19 protein-coding genes and 1 riboswitch are annotated in these 20084 nt (G+C 53.0%); all 19 genes read right to left on the reverse strand.

Going from position 1 to position 20084, the window contains the following annotated elements:
• Nucleotides 1-13: 13 nt before the first annotated feature.
• Nucleotides 14-430: a bifunctional adenosylcobinamide kinase/adenosylcobinamide-phosphate guanylyltransferase gene (locus tag DSM465_RS0107130; protein WP_029760997.1), complete on the reverse strand. Its 417-nt coding sequence runs from the start codon at nt 428-430 to the stop codon at nt 14-16.
• Nucleotides 364-1014: a histidine phosphatase family protein gene (locus DSM465_RS0107135; RefSeq protein ID WP_029760998.1), complete on the reverse strand. Its 651-nt coding sequence runs from the start codon at nt 1012-1014 to the stop codon at nt 364-366. The genes DSM465_RS0107130 and DSM465_RS0107135 overlap by 67 nt, the downstream gene beginning before the upstream one ends.
• Nucleotides 972-1760: an adenosylcobinamide-GDP ribazoletransferase gene (locus DSM465_RS0107140; protein WP_029760999.1), complete on the reverse strand. Its 789-nt coding sequence runs from the start codon at nt 1758-1760 to the stop codon at nt 972-974. Before DSM465_RS0107140 ends, DSM465_RS0107135 begins: the two co-directional genes overlap by 43 nt.
• A complete protein-coding gene (locus DSM465_RS0107145) occupies nt 1757-2314 on the reverse strand; it encodes a bifunctional adenosylcobinamide kinase/adenosylcobinamide-phosphate guanylyltransferase (protein WP_029761000.1) in 558 nt (185 codons plus the stop codon). The genes DSM465_RS0107140 and DSM465_RS0107145 overlap by 4 nt, the downstream gene beginning before the upstream one ends.
• A complete protein-coding gene (gene cobD, locus DSM465_RS0107150; RefSeq protein ID WP_029761001.1) occupies nt 2311-3381 on the reverse strand; it encodes a threonine-phosphate decarboxylase CobD in 1071 nt (356 codons plus the stop codon). Before cobD ends, DSM465_RS0107145 begins: the two co-directional genes overlap by 4 nt.
• Nucleotides 3338-4309 carry an adenosylcobinamide-phosphate synthase CbiB gene (gene cbiB, locus DSM465_RS0107155; protein WP_029761002.1) on the reverse strand — a complete coding sequence of 324 codons (972 nt, stop codon included), beginning with the start codon at nt 4307-4309 and terminating at the stop codon, nt 3338-3340. Before cbiB ends, cobD begins: the two co-directional genes overlap by 44 nt.
• Nucleotides 4306-5781, reverse strand: coding sequence for an adenosylcobinamide amidohydrolase (locus DSM465_RS0107160; protein ID WP_011887714.1), 1476 nt, complete (start codon nt 5779-5781; stop codon nt 4306-4308). The genes cbiB and DSM465_RS0107160 overlap by 4 nt, the downstream gene beginning before the upstream one ends.
• The gene (locus DSM465_RS0107165) at nt 5778-6812 is read right to left on the reverse strand and encodes a FecCD family ABC transporter permease (RefSeq protein ID WP_029761003.1); all 1035 of its coding nucleotides are present in this window, start codon (nt 6810-6812) and stop codon (nt 5778-5780) included. The genes DSM465_RS0107160 and DSM465_RS0107165 overlap by 4 nt, the downstream gene beginning before the upstream one ends.
• On the reverse strand, nt 6799-7758 hold the full coding sequence (locus DSM465_RS0107170) for an ABC transporter substrate-binding protein (protein WP_008879679.1): 960 nt from the start codon (nt 7756-7758) through the stop codon (nt 6799-6801). Before DSM465_RS0107170 ends, DSM465_RS0107165 begins: the two co-directional genes overlap by 14 nt.
• Before the next feature lie 142 nt (nt 7759-7900).
• Nucleotides 7901-8098: riboswitch (cobalamin riboswitch) on the reverse strand.
• A gap of 307 nt (nt 8099-8405) precedes the next feature.
• Nucleotides 8406-9020, reverse strand: coding sequence for a PH domain-containing protein (locus tag DSM465_RS0107175; protein ID WP_008879680.1), 615 nt, complete (start codon nt 9018-9020; stop codon nt 8406-8408).
• A gap of 474 nt (nt 9021-9494) precedes the next feature.
• Nucleotides 9495-10412: a DUF7916 family protein gene (locus tag DSM465_RS0107180; RefSeq protein ID WP_029761004.1), complete on the reverse strand. Its 918-nt coding sequence runs from the start codon at nt 10410-10412 to the stop codon at nt 9495-9497.
• Nucleotides 10413-10470: 58 nt separating this feature from the next.
• Nucleotides 10471-11835 (reverse strand): N-acetylglucosamine-specific PTS transporter subunit IIBC, encoded by a 1365-nt coding sequence (gene nagE / locus DSM465_RS0107185; protein ID WP_029761005.1) that lies wholly within the window; start codon nt 11833-11835, stop codon nt 10471-10473.
• Between the two features lie 15 nt (nt 11836-11850).
• Nucleotides 11851-12579: a phosphonate metabolism transcriptional regulator PhnF gene (gene phnF / locus DSM465_RS0107190; protein ID WP_029761006.1), complete on the reverse strand. Its 729-nt coding sequence runs from the start codon at nt 12577-12579 to the stop codon at nt 11851-11853.
• Nucleotides 12572-13336 carry a glucosamine-6-phosphate deaminase gene (gene nagB, locus DSM465_RS0107195; protein ID WP_029761007.1) on the reverse strand — a complete coding sequence of 255 codons (765 nt, stop codon included), beginning with the start codon at nt 13334-13336 and terminating at the stop codon, nt 12572-12574. Before nagB ends, phnF begins: the two co-directional genes overlap by 8 nt.
• A complete protein-coding gene (gene nagA, locus DSM465_RS0107200) occupies nt 13317-14534 on the reverse strand; it encodes an N-acetylglucosamine-6-phosphate deacetylase (RefSeq protein WP_011887720.1) in 1218 nt (405 codons plus the stop codon). The genes nagB and nagA overlap by 20 nt, the downstream gene beginning before the upstream one ends.
• 100 nt (nt 14535-14634) lie before the next feature.
• Nucleotides 14635-16428, reverse strand: a complete 1794-nt coding sequence (locus DSM465_RS0107205; protein WP_029761008.1) for an ATP-binding protein — start codon at nt 16426-16428, stop codon at nt 14635-14637.
• On the reverse strand, nt 16428-17153 hold the full coding sequence (locus DSM465_RS0107210) for a response regulator transcription factor (RefSeq protein ID WP_008879688.1): 726 nt from the start codon (nt 17151-17153) through the stop codon (nt 16428-16430). The genes DSM465_RS0107205 and DSM465_RS0107210 overlap by 1 nt, the downstream gene beginning before the upstream one ends.
• Nucleotides 17154-17249: 96 nt before the next feature.
• Nucleotides 17250-18437, reverse strand: coding sequence for a c-type cytochrome biogenesis protein CcsB (gene ccsB, locus DSM465_RS0107215; RefSeq protein ID WP_029761009.1), 1188 nt, complete (start codon nt 18435-18437; stop codon nt 17250-17252).
• Nucleotides 18424-20082 (reverse strand): cytochrome c biogenesis protein ResB, encoded by a 1659-nt coding sequence (locus tag DSM465_RS0107220; RefSeq protein WP_029761010.1) that lies wholly within the window; start codon nt 20080-20082, stop codon nt 18424-18426. The genes ccsB and DSM465_RS0107220 overlap by 14 nt, the downstream gene beginning before the upstream one ends.
• Nucleotides 20083-20084: the final 2 nt, after the last annotated feature.

A 20084-nucleotide genomic window follows, 5' to 3' on the forward strand; every position in this document is an offset into this window, starting at 1 on the left:
CGTCCTCTCCCCTTTATTTTAATCGTTCTGCTAACCCGCACCAAAGCCGGTCGACACGGCAGCACATGGCAGCAAGCCGCTGGTAGCATACCCCAACGGCATCGCGCCAGCGACGATCCGCTGGATCGGTAGGAACGATGCCTTGCGTTACGTCTGTCCCAACCCAGACGACGGTGCGGCCAGCCACTTCGTCTTCCCACTGCTTCCAAGCGTGGAAAAATCGCTCCCATTCCGCGGTATCCGGAAGGCGGCGAATGGCGGCTTCGAGTCCCTCAAAGACGACCGTTTTCGCCACCTTGACGCCGTTCGGCGGCCCGTATGGCTCTTGATAGCCGTCATGCCATACAATCTGAACGCCGTCTCCTATTCCATATCGTTCCCGCACCCATTTTCGTTTTCCTTGAAACGCACCGCCGACAACGAAATGCATCGCTCTCCCCCCTTCCAGCGCCCGATCGTTGAATCAAGCGTATACCCGCCTGCAAACGGCACGTCCCATTCCCAAAAGGAACGCGAAGTCGGTGCATATTGCTCGAGCATGAAGCGGATCGGGCCGCCGTGGGTGATGACGGCGATATGGCGGGCACCGCTTCGCTCAGCCAAAGCGAGCGTCTTTGTGAACGCCTGTTTGATGCGCTTCTGAAAACCAGCATAGCTTTCTCCGCCAGGTGGCGCCACAGAAAACGGCGCTTCAAGCCATTGGCGGTATGCCGGATCCTCGTTTAACTCGGCGAAGGTCTTTCCTTCCCAATCGCCAAACGACAGCTCGCGCCACCAGCTTGTCCACCAGTCCGCTGGACGGCCGCCGAACAATAAGGCAGCCGTTTCCCGGCAGCGGCGAAGATCGCTCGAAACAATCCGGTCAACCGCCATAGGCAGCTTGGGCTTTAGGCTGCTGAGCCGAACGCGCTCAGCAGCAGCCAACGGCGCATCCGTCCAACCAATATACGCCCGCTGGCGGTTCAACGCTGTCATCCCATGGCGGATGAATGTAATAGCCAAACGACGCCCCATAAAAGCGTCTCCCCTCCTTCAATCAGCGCTCCGAGCACATCGCCGGTAACGCCGCCAAACTGTTTTTCCACCCATGGCTTGGCTCCTAACGCCAAAAGCGCCATCGCCACAGCGAGCGCTGCACTTGTCCATACAGGGACGCCCCCGAGCACCGAGAGAAGTGAAAGGACGAGGAAAGCGAGCACCAACGCCCAGACAGCATCGTGCCATGAAATATATTCGCGCACTGATGCCGCCATTCCTGTCGGTTTCGCCAGCTTGCCGACAGAAAGCAGCCAAGCGGCCCCCGAACGCGATAAAAGCGGAATCGCAACAAACAAAGCTGGCGGAATCTCGGCCTTAATCGTCTCATACAAAAACAACCAACGAAATGACAATAAACAGGCAAGCGACAAAACAGCGAATGCGCCGACACGCGAATCGGACATAATCTCTTGTCGCCGTTTGGCGTCGCGATATGAAAAAAAGGCGTCGCTCACATCCATCCAGCCGTCGGCGTGCAAACCGCCAGCCAGCCAAATACCGAGCCAAAGAAGAAAAAGTGCCAAAAAGAGCGGCGTGCCGAACGAAAACATAGAACATAAAGCATATGTCCCAGCAGCCAGCGCCCCGATCGCCGCCCCCGCAAGCGGCATACTGCGCACGAGCCAACGGACATGGATGTCATTCCATTCAATTGATCGCCGAATTGGAATGACGGTAAACAACTGCAACGCCAACAGCCAGCCGTTCCACATCTGCCTCATTGCGGCCACCGCCCTTTTTTCACTCGAACGAGACCGCATTCAACCACCGCGGCAACCGCCGCTTCTGCAACCAACTGTTGATGAAGCCAACCGAGCGTTTTCATATAGCAAAACGTGCCAGGATCAGTCGGTACACCGCCAGAAAACAGTTCGTTTGAAACGATGACAACAGCGCGGCAAGCATCCGCTAAACTCCGCACGTCATCTAACAGATGGCCGGCGATGGCGAATGACGCCTCCTCCGTTCGCCAACTGTCGCCGACAAACAAGTCATTCGCCAGCCACATGGTTAAACAATCAATGAGCACAACGTCGGAAGGACGAAGCGACTCGGCAAGCTGCTCAAGACGTGCCGGCCCTTCCCACACCATCCAGTACGCCCCACTGGCTGTGCGCCGCTCTTGATGGCGACGGATGCGCGCCGCCATTTCCTCATCCGTCGCCTGCGCAGTGGCAAGATAATGGAGACGGCCGCCATGAGCGAGACTCCTAGCACATGCTTCCGCCACTTCGCTTTTGCCGCTGCGCACCGCGCCGCTCACAAACACGATCATCCATCCCACCCCGCAAGCGCTTCGAGAAGCCGGTCGTTTTCCATCGGTGTTTTGACGGCCAGCCGAACATAGCGGCCGTCAAGTCCGGGGAAATTCATCGTATGCCGCGGTACAATCCCTTTCTTTAATAAATGGTAGAGCAGCGCCTCCGTCCGTCCTGTCCGTGGACGCAACAAGTAAAAGTTGACGACTGACGGCGAGACGTCGTACCGTTCGGCTGGAAGCGCTTGGAACACCCGCTCCCGCTCAGCCGCTAGTTGCTCTTTTGTCCACGTCACAAACGAATCCATTTGCAAAAAGCGAATGGCTAGCTGTTGGGCAACTTGACTCACACTCCATGGCGGCTGCCTCGTTTTTAACGTGGCAACGATCTCCTCATTGGCAACGACATAGCCGAGTCGTGCTCCTGCTAAATGATGGATTTTCGTCAATGACCGGAGCACGATGAGGCGTGAGTAGCGGTCCAACCAGCGCACAGCAGTAAACCCGCCGCGCCAAAACGGATAAAATGCTTCATCCACAACGATATATGTACCGGCTTGATCGGCCGCATCAATGAACAATCGAAGTTCATGTTCCGGCATCACCGTCCCGGTCGGATTGTTCGGATGGCAAAAAAAAACGATGTCCTGCCTCGCCGCCCATGCTGCCGCCTCATCAATATCATATGAAAAGCCGCATTGTTCCTCGGCCATCAACGCCGCTACCTCACAACCGTAGGCGAGGCAGGCACGCCGATATTCCGAAAATGTCGGTTCTAACACACCGACTCGCCGTCCGGCAAACAGCGCCGCCAACAAATAAATTGCCTCTGCCGCCCCGTTCGTCATGAGCACTTGTCTACGCTCAATCCCTTCCTGCTTGGCGATCAATGCGACAAGCGCTTCCGCTTCCAAGTCAGGATATTCACCAACCCAGCGAATCCACTCCTCACTGTCCGGCCAGGCGGAAAGCGGCAGCTGGTACGGGTTCGTATTGACGCTGAAATCAACATACTTATGTGGAGGGGTAAGTCCGCACTGCTTATAGAGCACGTGCGGATTCGCCCCATGCGCCGGCCAATACAACGATCATCCCTCCGATCCATAGCCATAACGTAAAAACAAGCACCGTTCCGATCATGATGCCGACCGCCCGACGAATATGGACGGAGCGAAGCGGGACGTCCGGGCGGCCGATCGTCGGCCGCTCGGAAACAACGCCACCATATGTATTCGTTCCACCCAGCTGCACCCCGAGCAGCCCAGCCATCGCCGCCTCGAGCCAACCACTGTTGGGGCTCGGATGGCGGCGGGCATCGCGAAACAAAACTGCCAAAGAGCGACGAAGCCGGCGGCCACCATAAATGAACACCATGACAAGTGCCGTCAACCGAGCCGGAATATAGTTCAGCACATCATCCAGCCGGGCGGCTGCCCAGCCAAATTCGCCATACTTCTCATTTTTATAACCGATCATCGAATCGCACGTGTTCACCGCCCGATACAATAAGGCAAGCGGCGCCCCACCAATGGCTGCGTAAAAGAGAGGGGCGGTAACGCCGTCGCTCGTATTTTCCGCCACCGTTTCCACACAGGCACGGGTAATGCCGGCTTCATCGAGCCGCTCGGTATCGCGGCCGACGATCATCGACAGCGCGCGCCGCGCCTCCGGGAGATCGCCCGCTTCGAGCGGCCGCCGCACATCCTCAGCTGCTTCAGCAAGACTTTTTGTCGCAATAGTCGTAAAAATGAGCACCCCTTCGACCGCCACGCCAATGTATACTGACAAGGCATAGCTCATATGAACGATGAGCGCGGACACCCCATACACGATGGCCAGCACGGCGGCCACGGCCGCCACTCCCTTAGCCCGGCGGCCGCTTCCTTGATTCCAGTGCTGGTCGAAATAAGCAATCAGTCCTCCCATCCCGCGCACCGGATGCGGCAGCCAGCGCGGGTCACCAAACAGTGCGTCAAGAAACAATGCCAACGTCAGCGCCAACAGATGCGTCATCGTCTTCCCCTCCGTCGCTCATAGCGGTCGAGCGCCTCGATCGTCGCCTCATACACGAGCCGACCGAGCTCGCGGCCAAGCTCAGTCGCCGTCCCAGCATAAGCGAACGTCCGTCCAGTTTGTGTCGCGGCCACCGCGAGCGAATCGGTCGATGTCCCAGTGGCAACCGTTCCAGTTTCTGGATCGTAAACTCGATGATCCGCCAGCGCTTTCGCCTTCGCTTCCGTCGCTGTCATGACCGCCTGAACGAATGCCGCCTCGGTCAGCGTCCCGTCAATGATGATGACCATATTGATTGTCCCAGGCTTCGCTGCGAGCGGTTGGTGCTGCCACGCCCGAGCGGCGTCGACTGCATTCCCGACGCCGGCCGTCACCATGACCGCAACCGAAAATGCCTCCTTATCTTCCCAACGCCAGACCACATCGTGCACATCGACGGCGGTCATCATGCCGATCGTCTGGGCAACTGAAAATCCGTGCTGTTCCAAATAACGCCGCATGTCTTCGTCCGCATAGGGATTATCGTAATCGAGGCCGACATGTCGATTGACGAAGTGGGTCACCCACTGAAACCCGCTGCCAACAAGAGCGGAAGACAACACACGAAGTGGTTTGTGAGCAACGAGAACGACGGCGTCGTCGAGAAAAGACGGGTGCAGCCCACCGATAAGCGGTGCCTTCTTGCGTTGTTGTTGCGGCACAAACGAAAACATCGGCTTCGCCGCTACCGGATGTGCTTGGCGCACAACCGGGGCGGCAAACACGTCATTCAGCAGCCTCGGCGTCATGACGTCCGCCGGCGCGCCGAGCGCAGCTGTTTTCCCCTCTTTTAAAACAAGCACCCGATCGCAATAAAGACTGGCAATGCTCATATCGTGAAAAACAGCGACAACCGTCAAGCCGCGCGCACGTGCGGATTGGGCGAGCTGATCAAGAAGCCGAACTTGCCCGCTTATATCCATATGATTGGTCGGCTCATCCAATAAGAGCAACTGTGGCTCTTGGGCAAGCGCCCGGGCCAAATAGGCACGCTGCCGCTCGCCGCCGCTTAACCGCTCAAGCGGCTCATCGATTTTATCGGCTAAACCGACGGCGGCAATCACCTCTTGAACCACGGTTTCATCTTCTGCCGTCCATGTTGGAAACAACCCGTGCTGATGGGCGTAGCGGCCGAGCGCTACTGTTTCTTTCACCGTATAGCCATACGCCGTTTCCACCGCTTGCGGCAGGACGGCGGCCAACTGCGCCCATTGTTTTGCCGACAACTCGGAAAGCAGCCGACCGCTCATGACAATCTCACCGCTCGCAAGCGGAAGCTCCTTGCTGATCAGTTTCAGCAACGTCGTCTTCCCGCTGCCGTTTGGCCCTAAAATGCCAAACAACTCTCCTTTTTTGACGGAAAACGTCACGCCGTCAAGCACTTGTTTCTGTCCATACCGATGCGATACGGCACGCACATCGAGCATCATCATCCCATCTTTCGTTTCGTTTTTCGGAAAAATAGGGCGGCAAACAACGGGGCGCCGATGAGCGATGTAATGACACCGATCGGCAGCTCACGCGGCTCAATGATCGTCCGTGCCACCACATCGGCGAGCACAAGAAACGACCCACCGTACAAAAGCGACAGCGGCAAAAGCACCCGATAGTTTGGTCCGCACACAAGCCGAACCATGTGTGGGACAACAAGCCCGACAAAGCCGATCGTTCCCGACACCGACACCGCCGCACCGGTGAGCAGCGCGGCCGCTGTCAAAATGATAATTTTGCGGCGAGTGACATCGACGCCGACGTGAAGCGCTGCCGCTTCGCCGAACGCGAACGCGTTCAGTTCACGGGCGTTGACGATAAGCGTTGTCGCACCAATGAGAAAAAACGGAAACAATAATCCGCTATACTTCCACCCGCGCATCGCCACGCTCCCCATCAGCCATGAGATAATTTGCCGCAGCTCCTCACCCGTCAAGGCAATCATGAGCGAAATGAAAGCACTGAAGAAGGCGCCGAAAATAATGCCGGCTAAAATGATCGTCTCAACCGACATTCGCCGTTCAACCGCGCGGGTGAACGCCAACACAGCGGCAAGCGTCGCCATGCCGCATAAGATGCTCACAATCGGCAGCGTAAACGTGCCAAACAACGGCCATTGCCAGCCGAGAAAAATGACGAGCACCGCCCCGACGGAGGCACCAGACGAAACGCCCAGCGTATATGGATCAGCGAGCGCGTTTTTCAACAGTCCTTGAAATGCGGCTCCGGCAAGTGCCAATGAAGCCCCGACCAAAAAGGCGAGCACCACGCGCGGCATGCGGATCTCCATCACAATCGGCACCCAATCCGCCGGCATGTCAGGCGGAAGTGGTATGCCGGTCCATTCAGCAGCAACAATCCGAACAATAGATGAAAAGGGGATCGACAGCGACCCGGTCGATATCCCTATGAGCAGTGAAAAGACGGCCGCAGCAGCGGCCGCGATATATAGCCACGCTTTACTTAAACACATCCGGGTAAATAGCTTTGGCAAGTTCCTCGACTCCTTCAACAAGACGCGGACCCGGCCGGCTCACTAAGTCGGTGTTAACGTCATACACTCGCTTATTTTTCACGGCCGGTACGTCCTTCCAAGCCGTGCGTTTAAGCACTTGTTCGGCTCCGCTGTATGTTGTAATGATGACATCAGGCTTATAGGCAACCGCCTGTTCCTCTGTCACCATCGGCCAACCTTCTAAATCGCCGGCAACATTTCTGGCAGAAATCACCTGAAGCATCTCGTCCATAAACGTCCCCTTGCCGGCTGTATAAAGTTGCGGCGGTGGCTCCACCTCAACCCAGACGTTCACCTGCTTGTCCGCCGGAATTTGTTTTGCTTTTTCCTTCATTTGCGCCAGTTTCGCCTTCATGTCATGGATGACTTGCTCCGCTTTATCCGCTGTTCCGGTTGCTTGGCCGATGAGCTTGATCGATGCATACACATCGTTAAACGACGTGGCGCTATTGATAACAAGCACGGTAATGCCGGCATCTTTTAGTTGCTGCAGGCCGTCTTTCGCGTTATGAGCGCTTGACGCATGGGCGAGAACAAGATCCGGTTTCAAGGAAATAATTTTCTCGACGTTAAATTCCATGCTGCCGACTTTCGTTTTCGTTTTGACGTCGTCTGGATAATTGTCAAAATCGCTGACACCGACAATTTTCTCACCAAGCCCCAACGCGTAGGCAATTTCCGTATTGCTTGGAATAAGTGAAACGATTTTTTGCGGTTCTGCTTTGATCGTTACCTCTTCCCCCAGCCCGTCTTTCACCGTCACCGGAAACGCTGCTTGTTCCGGGTTCTGTTCCTCTTTTTTCGCCGGCTGGGCGCTGTTCCCCGTTCCGCTGTTGCAGCCGACAAGCATAATGGCCAAAGCGACCAGAGCAGCCAATACCGCTGACCATTTCCAACGCTTCATCAGTCGTTCCCCCCTTTAGGTGATATATGTAAAAGAAAAGCGCCCATTCCGTCTAAATCCGGGAATGAGCGCGAAACGGCCTAATGTAAGCACAAAAATGCCTAGGCGACCGTTTCCGCGTCTCACCCCCCGAAGATTCGGAAACTTTTGCGCAAGCAAGGCAGGTCTACTGACTCATGCTTCATCCTACTCTGAAGCCTTCCCATGCGGGAGACGGCGCAAGCCATCCAGCCGCACAGTGGCAATTTCATTTCGTCCGCATTGACAGTTGCGGGGACAGTTCCGGATTCCCACCGGATTCCCTATTAAGCCTTCGCGGCACCTTGCTGCGAGTCTATGAAACTATTCGGATATGGACAATTTTTATATTAAAGCAAGGTTTAACATTTGACAACTATGAATTTATGGTGGCTGACGGCAGGCTATCAGCGGCCCTCTCCCCCAGACGGCTCAGCTTCCTTCACCATGTTTCACGCGGAATACAGCACCCGTTCATCGTATTCAATGCCCGCAATTTATCTAGGCACATCACGCACCACCAACAGAGGGTGCGTTGCTCGAAATGAACTTCGTCATATTTTGAAAAAAAATAAGGAAAGGTGCCCCTTCTCCGGAGCGCGCCCTTTCCTTGTACAAAATTTATCTCATCACTGTTGAATATATTTGTCAAACACAAAACCGAAATCTTTCACTGTATAGTTCTTTTTCGCTTCAGTAAGCCATTGAAACGCATACTCATTGATCGCCTTAAAATCGGCTGCAACGTTGGTGCCGTCGCCACGCATGTTGGCAAACAGGTTGGCCGCAAGCTCCATACTGCGCTGGGCATAGTCGAATTTCGTTTCGTTTTCCTCACAAATCGTGGCAATGGCCAATAGCGATTTATACAAATCTTTCAATTCCTCGATATGTTTTTTATGAACATCGATCGAGTAGGAGTGCGATCCGATTTTAAATTTGATTTCCGCATCCAAATCGACCGTCCCAGCCGTCTCGAGCGACACATCGGAAATCGGATATTTATAGTAATCATAGCGGCGCAGCGTCCGCTTTTTGCTTGTGGCGCTCGTGCCGTCTAGATGAATGAGTGCAAGGTTGGTGAAACAATACTCATCTGATTTGGATTTAATAAGAAAGTAAATTTTTTCTCCGTCTTCATGCATCACATAATCATCAGCATCGACTTTGTCGTAATCTTTCGGTTGAATGACCGAGCCGATGTCGCTCAGCCCAAGCACATCAGCGGCGACTTTTCCAAACATCCCGATTCTCCTCTCCGGTTTTCCTAGTTTTCAATTGACACCTCTGTTTCCGCATGCTGCACATTGTCTTGCCAAATGAGAGCTGGATGGACGTGTGCGCGGCTTTCCGCCATCGTCAGACAAACAAAAGATAGCTATCGTCTAATGCCTTCCATCTAATATTACGTGCACAAAGGAGAAAAGTTTCATTCCCGTAAAAAACAATCACCCACAACTTAGCACTCGTAAATGCGGAAAGGGGCGATCACGCCATAAAGGCCTCTCTCCGCATGCCAACAGCCGTTTCCGTTGATCACCCAAAACGGAGTGAACCGACGGTTTCGTCCTCAACTGCTCGGCAGCCGTCACATTTTCCTTGCCATCCGCAACACTTTTTGCTTGTTTTAGTCTTCAAAAAAGAGGCCGTATCGGCCTCTCTCCTTACTTCCGTTCAGCGGGAACAGAAAAACCTTCTTTGTTGAGAATAAACAATTGTTATCTCAAGGGCGATCTTGCCATGCGAATGTACGTATGGCGTTTGCCGCGAATAGCGATGGAATATGCCATAATGTTCTCTGGAACGGCGATGCCATGATAGCCAGCGTCGCCGATATGGTGCATATCCGCTCCGGCCATTTTGCTCGCAAGCGCGATTTGGCGAATCGTATGCTCATCCGCTCCTTCCTGACTTGTGCCAATCGTCAGCATGACAAGCGCTCCATGTTCATGCGCCACCCGAACAAGCTTCTCCGTTTTGTCTAATGTTACCCCTGGCACGGTTCCTGGAGCTGGCATCAAAACGATGTCAGCGCCAGCGCGAATAAATCGCACCACCACTTTTTCCGATACGATACCGCTTCCCGCTTCGTCGGCAACGCCTGCTGCGTGCATTTTCCCGGCAATAATTAGAGCGTCTTCGCCTAAAACAGCCCGCGCCGTTTCGATGGCTTTCACAATCTCATCATTCGTCACGCCTGTTTTCGGGTTCCCGGTCAGACAAATAAAGTCAACTCCTAACCGCTTCGCTTGTTGCAGTGACTCTGTCGTTGCCATTCTCCCTTTTGGCAATGACGCCAACGCCTCGAGCTGCTTCGCGTTCGGGTCAACAGGTTCCAAATTGACGCCAACCGGGCGCCCTGTCAACTGCTTTAACCGCTCCACCATATGATCGGGCTCATTCACGTCCAAACCGTTCACAACTGGACGGAACACATCGAACCAATTCAATAACAGCAAATCCGCCCCAAACGCCGCCGCCAGTTCGGCGTTGGTGATCGCTGGATAAAGCGGCGCAAATTCTCCGATGACTTCGGCAACGATCACTCTACCTTCTGACGCCTGAATCGCTTGTTTCAACTGCTTCCCTTCCATCTTGCGGAAATCGGAGGCGCTGCAATCTAACAATCGTTTCATAAGCGCTCTTCCTTCCTAACGTTCGCATACAAGAACGATCTGTCCATTTCACTTTTGATTATTTTCTCATCGCATTGGCTAAAAATTCGACATCCGTGCCAATGATCACTTGCAAATCCGTTTGGTTGAGACGAAGCACCCCTTTCGCCCCTAAGCGCTTCAATTCAGCTTCGTTGACTTTTGACATGTCTTTTACTTTTAAGCGCAAGCGTGTGACACAATTATCAATTTGTGTGAGGTTTTCTTTTCCTCCCAATGCCTCTATATATTTTACCGCTAGCTCTTCATATTTTACGCCCGACTGCGCCGCTTTGCTGTCGGTAAACTCTCCCTCTACGTCATCTTCACGTCCCGGCGTTTTTAAATTGAGCTTCGTAATCAGGAAATAGAAAACAACGAAATAGATCACAGCATAGATGAGTCCTTGAACAATTAATAAATACGGTTTTTGTGCAATTCCATAGTTTAAGAAAAAGTCAATCGCACCGGCCGAGAACGTAAACCCGTGATGAATATCAAATGCCGTCGCCACCGCCAGCGATAAGCCGGTTAACACGGCATGAACGACATACAAGAGCGGCGATAAAAACATAAACAAAAATTCGATCGGCTCTGTAATACCGGTTAAAAACGATGTCAACGCTACGCCAAGGAGCGCACCGGCAATCGCTTTGCGCCGTTCCTTCTTCGCCGCGATGATCATCGCCAATGCCGCCGCCGGGAGACCGAACATCATGACCGGGAAGAAGCCAGCCATAAAAATCCCTGCATCCGGGTCACCGGCAAAAAATCGGCTTAAATCACCGGTTTTACCGTCATACTCACCAAACACAAACCAGACGAAACTGTTTAACACATGGTGCAGCCCAACAGGAATGAGCAACCGGTTTAAGAACCCAAAAATCCCAACGCCAACGGCCCCGGCGCCCACGATCCAATGACCGATCGCATTAATGCCGTCTTGAATCGGCGGCCAAATGTATCCGAAAACGAGAGCAAGCACGATCATAACAAGCGATGTTACGATCGGCACAAACCGCCGGCCACCGAAAAAGCCGAGCCAGTCCGGCAACTTGATATCATGATAACGATTGTATAAAAGCCCGGCGATCACCCCGGAGATGATACCGCCTAATACGGACATATTGATGTCTTTATCAATCGCGGCAGCGCCTTTCGTCAAAACAAAATAGCCGATCGCCCCAGCGAGCGCGGCAGCACCATTGCCATCTTTTGAAAAGCCGATGGCGACACCAATGGCGAAAATCAACGCCAAGTTGGAAAACACCGCATCACCCGCAGCAGCGATAAATGGAATATCTAATAAGTCGTCCTGACCAAGCCGGAGCAACAGTCCAGCCGCCGGCAAAACGGCAATCGGCAGCATAAACGCCTTTCCTAGACGCTGTAAAAATCCTAACATAAACATTCCCCCTTTTTATTTTCTTCGTTCCATTTCAACGATGAATTTGTATCGGTCACCGCGATACACTGATTTCACAACTTCCAGTGGCCGTCCGTCGGTAAGGTATGTGCGGCGTTCGAGCAACAGCACCGGAGCTCCTTCTTTCACTTGCAAGTGTTCGGCTTCCAGCTTACGGGCGACGGACGCTTCAATCACTTGAACGGCAGTGCCGATGGCTAATCCAACTTCCTTTTCCATAAATTCATACACGGAACCGTTTACAATCTCGCGCGTCAAATGAGGCGCCAATGCGCACGGAATATAGAGCGTCTCGAGCGCCATCGGCGAGCCGTCGGCTAAGCGGAGACGGCGAATTTCGTAAAGGGCGTCCCCTTCCTTAACAGCGAGCCATTCGGCCAGTTTCTTTGAAGCCGGCACCGTTTCAAAGCCAAGAACAACGGTGTCCGGCTCCATGCCACGCGCCCGCATATCTTCGGAAAAGCTCGTCAGTCCTTTAAGCGGCTGCTCAATTTTTTTCGCTGCGACAAACGTTCCTTTTCCACGCCGGCGAACAAGGTAGCCGTCGTTGACCAAATTGTTGACCGCCTGCCGAACGGTCATCCGGCTAATATCGTACATTTCCGCCAACTCACGCTCAGACGGAATCATCTCCCCTGGCTGCCACTCTCCTTTTTCAATTTTCTCCTTCATATATTGCTCAAGCTGGTAATAAATTGGAACAGGAGATTGTTTATCAATCACGGGATTCCACCTGCCGCTGTTCGTTTGGAATAAGTGACAGCGCCTCTTGGTCGGCGATGATCGTGACATCCGGATGGAGATGAAGCGCCGAAGCCGGCAGCTCAGGTGAAACGACCCCTTCGAACAGCCGGGCGAGCGCGGAAGCTTTTTCCGCTCCTGATGCGAGCAGCACGATGCGTCGGCTTCGTAAAATGGTTGCGATCCCCATCGTAATGGCGTGGTGCGGCACGTCATCCAATGACGGGAAAAAGCGGGCGTTCGCCTCACGCGTTGATGCGGCAAGCTCAACGACATGGGTCATCGACGAAAACGGGGTCCCTGGCTCGTTAAAGCCGATATGGCCGTTGCGCCCGATGCCTAAGAGCTGTAAATCAACGCCTCCTAGCCCTTCAATCAGCTGCTCATAGCGGCGGCACTCCTCACCTAAATCAGCGGCCAAGCCGTCCGGCACGTGCGTCTCGTCAAGCGGAATGTCCAGATTCGAAAACAAATGCTCATTCATATAATAGCGATAGCTGTTCGGATGATCCGGACCAAGCCCGACATACTCATCCAAATTGACCGTGCGCACAAACTGGTACGATGTTCCGTGCTGCCGATGGTCGGCAACGAGTTCACGGTACACACCGAGCACCGTCGAACCGGTTGCTAACCCGAGAACGGCATTCGGTTTTTCTTTAACTTGTTGGATGATCATTCTCGCTGCTTGGCGACTCATATCTGCATAGTCCATAGCCTCAATGACTTTCATGACCATCCCTCCCTGCCCCTTGTGGTTCGCTTTGTTGACAGTAAGCAAGTGCGCCGCGGCAAAACGTCATCGCCACCTTGTATTGTTCATCAAGCACGACAACATCGGCGTCTTTCCCCGGACGCAAACTCCCCTTTCGATCAAGGACGCGAAGCTGTTTCGCCGGATTCCAGCTCGCCATACGGATCACTTCTTCAAGGGTGCAGCCGGTGCAATCGAGTACACGGCGAAGAGCATCAGCAAGCTTTAACACGCTTCCTGCCAGCGTGCCGTCGGCAAGACGCGCCTCTCCACCGCGAACAGTCACCTCCTGGCCACCGAGATCGTATTGCCCATCGCCGAGACATTTAGCGCGCATAGCGTCAGTGATTAAGATGAGCCCATCACTCCTTTTGTTCCGGTAAGCAAAACGAACCATCGGCGGCGCAACGTGCAGCCCGTCGGCAATCAATTCGCACATCACTTCATCATGCATGAGCACCGCACCAGCAACCCCCGGTTCACGGTGGTGAATGCCGCGCATCCCGTTAAATAAGTGGGTGGCATGCGTCACCCCCGCAGCGACCGCCGCTTTCACCTCCTCGTAAACAGCGTCGGAATGGCCGATCGAGGCGACGACCCCCGTTTTCTTTAAATAAGCGACAAGATCAAGCCCCCCGTCCCGCTCTGGAGCGAGCGTCACAAGGCGGATATTGCCGCCGGCAACTTCTTGCCAACGCTGAAACAGTGAAATGTCCGGGTCAGCGAGGTGGCGTGGGTGCTGTGCCCCAGCGCGCTTCGGCGACAAAAACGGCCCTTCCAAATGAACACCGAGCACTTCAGCCGCCCCAGGATCGTTCTCCCGCTCCATATAACGCGCTACATTCACAAGTGCTGCTTCGATTTGTTCACTCGGCGCCGTCATGGTCGTCGCTAGGAAGCTTGTTGTTCCTTCCGCCGGTAAAGCGTTGGCCATCGCCTGGATCGCCACTGGCGTCGCATCCATCACATCAGCTCCGGCTGCCCCATGAATATGAACATCAATAAATCCGGGCACGATAGCAAATCGCGGGGACAGTTCGATCACTTCCGCCCCGGCATCGGCCGGGCATAACGACATCGGACCGACATCGGCCACTTTCTCTCCTTCGATCAACACATATCCTTGGTCAATTTTCCCTGTTTCTGCATACACGACAGCGTTTTTTAACAGCCACCGTTTCATGTCGATCCCTCTCTTTCTATCACAATCATAACATCATATATTCTAGTTGTCTATACCACTAAACCAAAAAAGAGGCGGCCATCCGCCTCCTTTCACGACGTTACATCTCTTTTGGGCCGTGAGCCGGCAAATAAAATGAAAACGTCGTTCCTTCGTTCAGTTTGCTATGGACGGTAATGCGCCCTTTATGCGTTTCCACGATGTTTTTGGCGATAGCCAAGCCGAGTCCGGTGCCCGAGCGGCCGCGCGTCCGCGCTTTATCAGCTTTATAAAACCGTTCAAACACAAACGGCAAATCTTCCTCCGGAATGCCGGAGCCCGAGTCTTGGACGTGGATGGTCACGCCGTCGCCGCTTCGCTCGATAATTAGACGGACCGTACCGCCCGCTTCCGTATGGCGAATGGCGTTATCGATTAAGTTGGTTAACACTTGCTCGATCCGGTCTGGATCGAATGCGATTTCGATGTTCTCGTCGCGAAACTCGGCTGTCAGCTCGATCTGCTTTTCTTTCGCCAGCCCGTAAAACTTGCGGATCACCCGTTCCACGTAAGGGACGAGCTCCACTTGTTCATATTGCAGCTCGATATGGCCAGCCTCCATACGCGCGAGATCAAGCAAATCGTTAACAAGGCGGCCCATGCGCAGCGACTCATCATAAATGACTTTTGCCATCTCTTTCTTCTCTTCCTCACTCGCGGCAATGTCATCGATAATCGCCTCGCTGTATCCTTGCAACATAGCAATCGGCGTACGCAGTTCGTGCGAGACGTTGGCGATAAAATCTTTGCGCAGCTTATCAAGCCGCCGCTCCTCAGTCATGTCACGCAAAACAGCGACCGCACCACGCACCATCGTTTTGCCGTATAACGGCGTCATTAAAATGACCCATGTCCGCCCTTGTATCGTCACCTCGGTGGATTGCTCCTTTTCCTCCCGGACGACGCGAGCGAACAGCTCTTTCACTTGCGGCGGCAGCGGCGCCATCGTTTCCGCATCATTTCCTTGTTCGAAATACCATGCCTGTAAAAACCGCTCCGCCGGCGGGTTCGTAATTAATATTTCCCCCTCACGGCTAAATGTAATGACGCCGTCGGCCATGCTGCTTAAAATGCTGGCCAGTTGTTCTTTTTCCTGGTTTAATGCGTTAATGTTAAATTGAAGCCGCCGTCCCATTTGGTTAAACGCCATCGCCAGCCCGCCGATTTCATCATTCGTTAAAATCGGCACTTTAGTGTCAAAATGGCCGCGCGCCACTTCAAACGCGGCTTGGCGCATCTTCCTGAGCGGAGCGGTAATGCGCGTCGACAAGAAAAAGGCAAAAAACGTCGTCATCACAATGGCGATAAAGGCGGCGAGAAAAATGAGCTCTTTTGTATGTTCGGTTGCATCAGCGATCGCCTCGAGCGACTGGTAAATGAAAACGGCACCGCGGCTGCCGTCCGGCATCGACATCGGCACGCCGACGATGATCATATCGTGCTGCGGCTTTCCATTTTGTTCCCACTCCGTCGCATACAGACGCTTTTTCACCGTTTCTTGGTCAGTCAGCACGCGGCGCAAGTCTGAGTCTTCACGGATGGACGACAGTGGCATGTCTTTCAAGTCTGCCTCGCCAGGCGAATACCAATAATGCGACTCATCGGCGACAATGATCGCTTTTGAACGATTGTCGACAAGCGTCCAAGCAATCGAACGGGCAAGCTGCTCGTCACGATAATCGTGCATCACCTCTGCTACTTTCGTCGCCAGACGGGTTAAATCGTTTTCCGCTTCTTGTACATAGTACTCCTCGAAAAATTTAATAAGCAAAATGGTTAAAATAAACAACACGCATGAGACGAGCAGCAAAATGGTAAACCATAGTTTCCCAACGACACTGCGAAACAGCCACATCATTCGCTCACTGCCTCAAACTTGTAGCCGACGCCCCAAACGGTGACGATCATTTTTCCGGCTTGCGGCGACGCCTTATTGAGCTTTTCACGCAACCGCTTAATATGAGTGTCGACGGTGCGCAAATCGCCAAAAAACTCGTAATGCCATACTTCTTTTAGCAGCTGCTCACGATCAAACACTTTATCCGGCGAGCGCGCTAAAAAGAGAAGCAACTCGTATTCTTTCGGCGTCAAGCTCACTTCTTTTCCATCGACCGTCACCCGATGGGCATCATTGTCAATCGTTAAGTGTGGAAACACCAACACATCTTTCGTCGTCGTCTCCACCGGTGCGTAGGTGGCATTCGCCGCACGGCGCAACAATGCTTTAACGCGCAAGACGACTTCGCGTGGACTGAACGGCTTGACGATGTAATCATCGGTGCCAACTTCAAACCCTTGAACGCGGTTCGATTCTTCTCCTTTCGCCGTCAGCATAATAATCGGTGTCGTTTTGTGCTCGCGAATTTCTTTGCACACCTCAATTCCATCTTTGCCCGGCAGCATTAAATCGAGCAAAATGACGTCATAGTCGTTCGCCAGCGCTTTCTCAAGCGCTACATTGCCGTCGCCAGCTTCATCGATCACATAGTTTTCCCGCTCTAAATACATTTTCAACAGCCGGCGAATCCGTTCTTCATCATCGACAACTAAAATGTGGATTGGTTTTTCTTGTTTTTCCATGTCAAACACCCTTCCTCACAAGGTGGAAACAATCCCCACTTTCTAGTTTACTGAAAAAACGGATGCTCGCCAATAGAGCATCCGTTTGCCTTGCGATCAGGTCCCGGCGTACGAGTGCAGCCCGGCGATGACAAGGTTAACCGCCACTAAGTTAAACATGATAATAGCAAAACCGATGACGGCCAGCCACGCGGACTTTTCTCCATGCCAACCTTTTGAAAGCCGGAGATGCAAAAAGGCGGCGTAAAACAACCATGTGATGAGCGCCCACACTTCTTTCGGATCCCAACCCCAAAAGCGTGTCCACGCGATTTGCGCCCAAATCATAGCGAAAATGAGCGCCCCGAGTGTAAACACCGGAAATCCGATCGCTACGGCCCGATAGCCAATTTCGTCGGCCAAATCCAAATTGACGTTTTTCGCAAGCGGCTGCAACGCCGCTGCAATACGTTTACGCAATACGAGGCGGAGCGCGATGTACAACACCGCCCCAGCCATCAGTGACCAAATGACGGTGTTCAACTTTTTTGCGTTAATGATCGCCGGCATCTCGACAAGCGGATCCAACCGGCCAGCACTTTCTTTGGCAAGCTCCCCCTTATGCGGTCCGACGAGCGCTGGCATATGATACTCAACTTCCGATGATTGGTTGTTTTTGTCAATCCACGTAAATTTCGCCTCATATCCGGAAAGCCCAAACGCCGTTGAAACGATGACAAAGCCGAGTGTCGTCACTAAGCCAAACATGACGACTTCAAGCCAAAACGTACGCTTGGACGGTTTCGACTGATCAACAACCCGGATTAAATAAATGAGCCCAGCGACAAAGCTGATGGCCAAAATCGCCTCCCCCGCCGCTGCGGTCGTGACGTGAATGTGCAGCCAATCGCTTTGCAAAGCGGGAATCAGCGGCGAGATTTCGCGCGGAAACATACTCGCATAGGCGATAATAAGCAACGCAATCGGAAGCGCAAACAATCCAAGCACGCTCAACCGATAAATGAAATACACGATAATGAAAGCACCAACAAGCATCATGCCAAAAAACGTCGTAAACTCAAACAAATTGCTCACCGGAGCGTGCCCAGCGGCAATCCAGCGCGTCACAAAATAGCCGACTTGGGCAAGAAAGCCAATGATCGTCACGGCAATGCCAAACTGTGACCAGCGGTCTTTTCCTTGCTGCTCCTTCCGCTTATCGCGAATGGCGCCGCCAAAAAGAAACGTGCCGATTAAATATAAAACAAACGAAATATATAGCAATGTGCTGCTAAGCTGTACCATGCGCTTGTCCTCCCTGTCCGGCTTGTTTTCTTTCTTCGAGCCGATCGGCCGGCATCGTTAAGCCGGTGCCATCGAGCAGGCGATGCAGCTCCTTTTTTAAGCCGAACCAGTTTTTGTTCGTATGTGCGGCAATCCATAACTCGCCATTCACTCGTTGCACCCAAATACGGCGATGGTTCCAATACATTCCTTGAACCAACCCGAACATGAAAATCGCGCCACCCACTCCTAAAATCCAAAGCGTGAAATCGCGGCGGACGGTCAAACCAGAGACGTTGCGCGTTTCAAGTTCTGCAAACGCCATTTTATATTTGTTATCGCCAAACGGTTCAAGCGTTTGTTGAATGGCGACGAAACTGACCTCCCCTTCCGGTCGGTCAGGTGCATACATTTTAAAGACGAATGCCGGATTATTCGGCACGCGTGATTTCGTCGACGGATTCCCATCTTCATCAAATTCAAAGTCAGGAAAATAGCTTAATAGCTCAACACGGTATCCGTTCCCAAGATTGTATGTTTCTTTTGGGTCATACAAGTCGATCGCTACCGTGCCCAACGTTTTTCCCGACTGCTTATCCGTCAGCTGGAACGACATCGTTTTCGGCTCGTTCAGCCGAAAATCAACTTGATAAAGCGCGTAATGGTCGAACTTCAGCGGTTCGTTGACGCGAATCGGATATTCTTTCACTTTTTCCAGTTCCGGTTTGGCACCGGCGACCGTTGGGCCGACGCGCTTATACAAGACGACATTCGTCTGATAGTTTTCTGCGATCATTCCATCACCGACACGGTCGATGGCAGCGTTAAACACTTCATTATCTTCGCCTTTTTTGTACGTATCAAAAATAAACTTTTCGCTTTTTAAAAAATATTGACCGTTAGTTCCGGGGATTTCTTTCGTTTCCCCTTCGCGAACCCACATCACTTCATCAATGTACATGCCCGGCACTGAGCGGAGCATCGCCCCGATTAAGAAAATGATCAGGCCGACATGATTCACATACGGCCCCCAGCGGGAAAAGCGCCCTTTTTCGGCCAACAGATGACCGTCTTCTTCCCGGACGCGGTAGCGCTGCTTAGCCAGCCGCTCTTTTAACAGAGCAACCGCTTGGTCCATATCACTAATGCGCGAGACGCCAAACAGCCGTTGCCGCTCCAAAAAGTGTGGATGTCGTTTCACTCCTTGCCGTTTCAAGGCGCGGTAAAGCGGCACGACGCGGTCTAAGCTGCAAATGACGAGTGAAACGCCGATCAAGGCGATGAGCAAAATGTACCACCATGAGCCGTACAAATTGTTAAAACCGAGCTCGTAATATAGTTTTCCCGCCCAGCCATACTGCTCTTCGTAATAATCAGCCGGATTAACGTTTGGCGGAATATACATTTCTTGCGGAAAAATGGTGCCGATCACCGAAGCGATGAGCGTGATGACGATGAGCGCCACCCCGACTTTGACCGACGAGAAAAACGCCCAAATTTGATCGACAATCGTTCGTTTGTATGTTTGTGACCGGCGCGCGCTTCCTTCGTAGCGCATATCTAAAAGCGATTTTTCTCCCTGTTCCTCAAGCGGCTTACCGCACGATTCGCAAAACACCGTGCCGTGCGGGTTAACGTGGCCGCATTCACATTTCACTTGTTCCATGG

The organism is Geobacillus thermodenitrificans subsp. thermodenitrificans DSM 465 (assembly GCF_000496575.1).
In the GTDB taxonomy this organism is placed as follows: domain Bacteria; phylum Bacillota; class Bacilli; order Bacillales; family Anoxybacillaceae; genus Geobacillus; species Geobacillus thermodenitrificans.

Bases quoted from the DNA above. Each gene is read 5' to 3' on its own strand.
- DSM465_RS0107130 (WP_029760997.1), bottom strand. From the start codon at position 430: ATGCATTTCGTTGTCGGCGGTGCGTTTCAAGGAAAACGAAAATGGGTG.
- DSM465_RS0107135 (WP_029760998.1), bottom strand. From the start codon at position 1,014: ATGGGGCGTCGTTTGGCTATTACATTCATCCGCCATGGGATGACAGCG.
- DSM465_RS0107140 (WP_029760999.1), bottom strand. From the start codon at position 1,760: ATGAGGCAGATGTGGAACGGCTGGCTGTTGGCGTTGCAGTTGTTTACC.
- DSM465_RS0107145 (WP_029761000.1), bottom strand. From the start codon at position 2,314: ATGATCGTGTTTGTGAGCGGCGCGGTGCGCAGCGGCAAAAGCGAAGTG.
- cbiB (WP_029761002.1), bottom strand. From the start codon at position 4,309: ATGACGCATCTGTTGGCGCTGACGTTGGCATTGTTTCTTGACGCACTG.
- DSM465_RS0107160 (WP_011887714.1), bottom strand. From the start codon at position 5,781: ATGATGATGCTCGATGTGCGTGCCGTATCGCATCGGTATGGACAGAAA.
- DSM465_RS0107165 (WP_029761003.1), bottom strand. From the start codon at position 6,812: ATGTGTTTAAGTAAAGCGTGGCTATATATCGCGGCCGCTGCTGCGGCC.
- DSM465_RS0107170 (WP_008879679.1), bottom strand. From the start codon at position 7,758: ATGAAGCGTTGGAAATGGTCAGCGGTATTGGCTGCTCTGGTCGCTTTG.
- DSM465_RS0107175 (WP_008879680.1), bottom strand. From the start codon at position 9,020: ATGTTTGGAAAAGTCGCCGCTGATGTGCTTGGGCTGAGCGACATCGGC.
- DSM465_RS0107180 (WP_029761004.1), bottom strand. From the start codon at position 10,412: ATGAAACGATTGTTAGATTGCAGCGCCTCCGATTTCCGCAAGATGGAA.
- nagE (WP_029761005.1), bottom strand. From the start codon at position 11,835: ATGTTAGGATTTTTACAGCGTCTAGGAAAGGCGTTTATGCTGCCGATT.
- nagB (WP_029761007.1), bottom strand. From the start codon at position 13,336: ATGGTCATGAAAGTCATTGAGGCTATGGACTATGCAGATATGAGTCGC.
- nagA (WP_011887720.1), bottom strand. From the start codon at position 14,534: ATGAAACGGTGGCTGTTAAAAAACGCTGTCGTGTATGCAGAAACAGGG.
- DSM465_RS0107205 (WP_029761008.1), bottom strand. From the start codon at position 16,428: ATGTGGCTGTTTCGCAGTGTCGTTGGGAAACTATGGTTTACCATTTTG.
- DSM465_RS0107210 (WP_008879688.1), bottom strand. From the start codon at position 17,153: ATGGAAAAACAAGAAAAACCAATCCACATTTTAGTTGTCGATGATGAA.
- ccsB (WP_029761009.1), bottom strand. From the start codon at position 18,437: ATGGTACAGCTTAGCAGCACATTGCTATATATTTCGTTTGTTTTATAT.
- DSM465_RS0107220 (WP_029761010.1), bottom strand. From the start codon at position 20,082: ATGGAACAAGTGAAATGTGAATGCGGCCACGTTAACCCGCACGGCACG.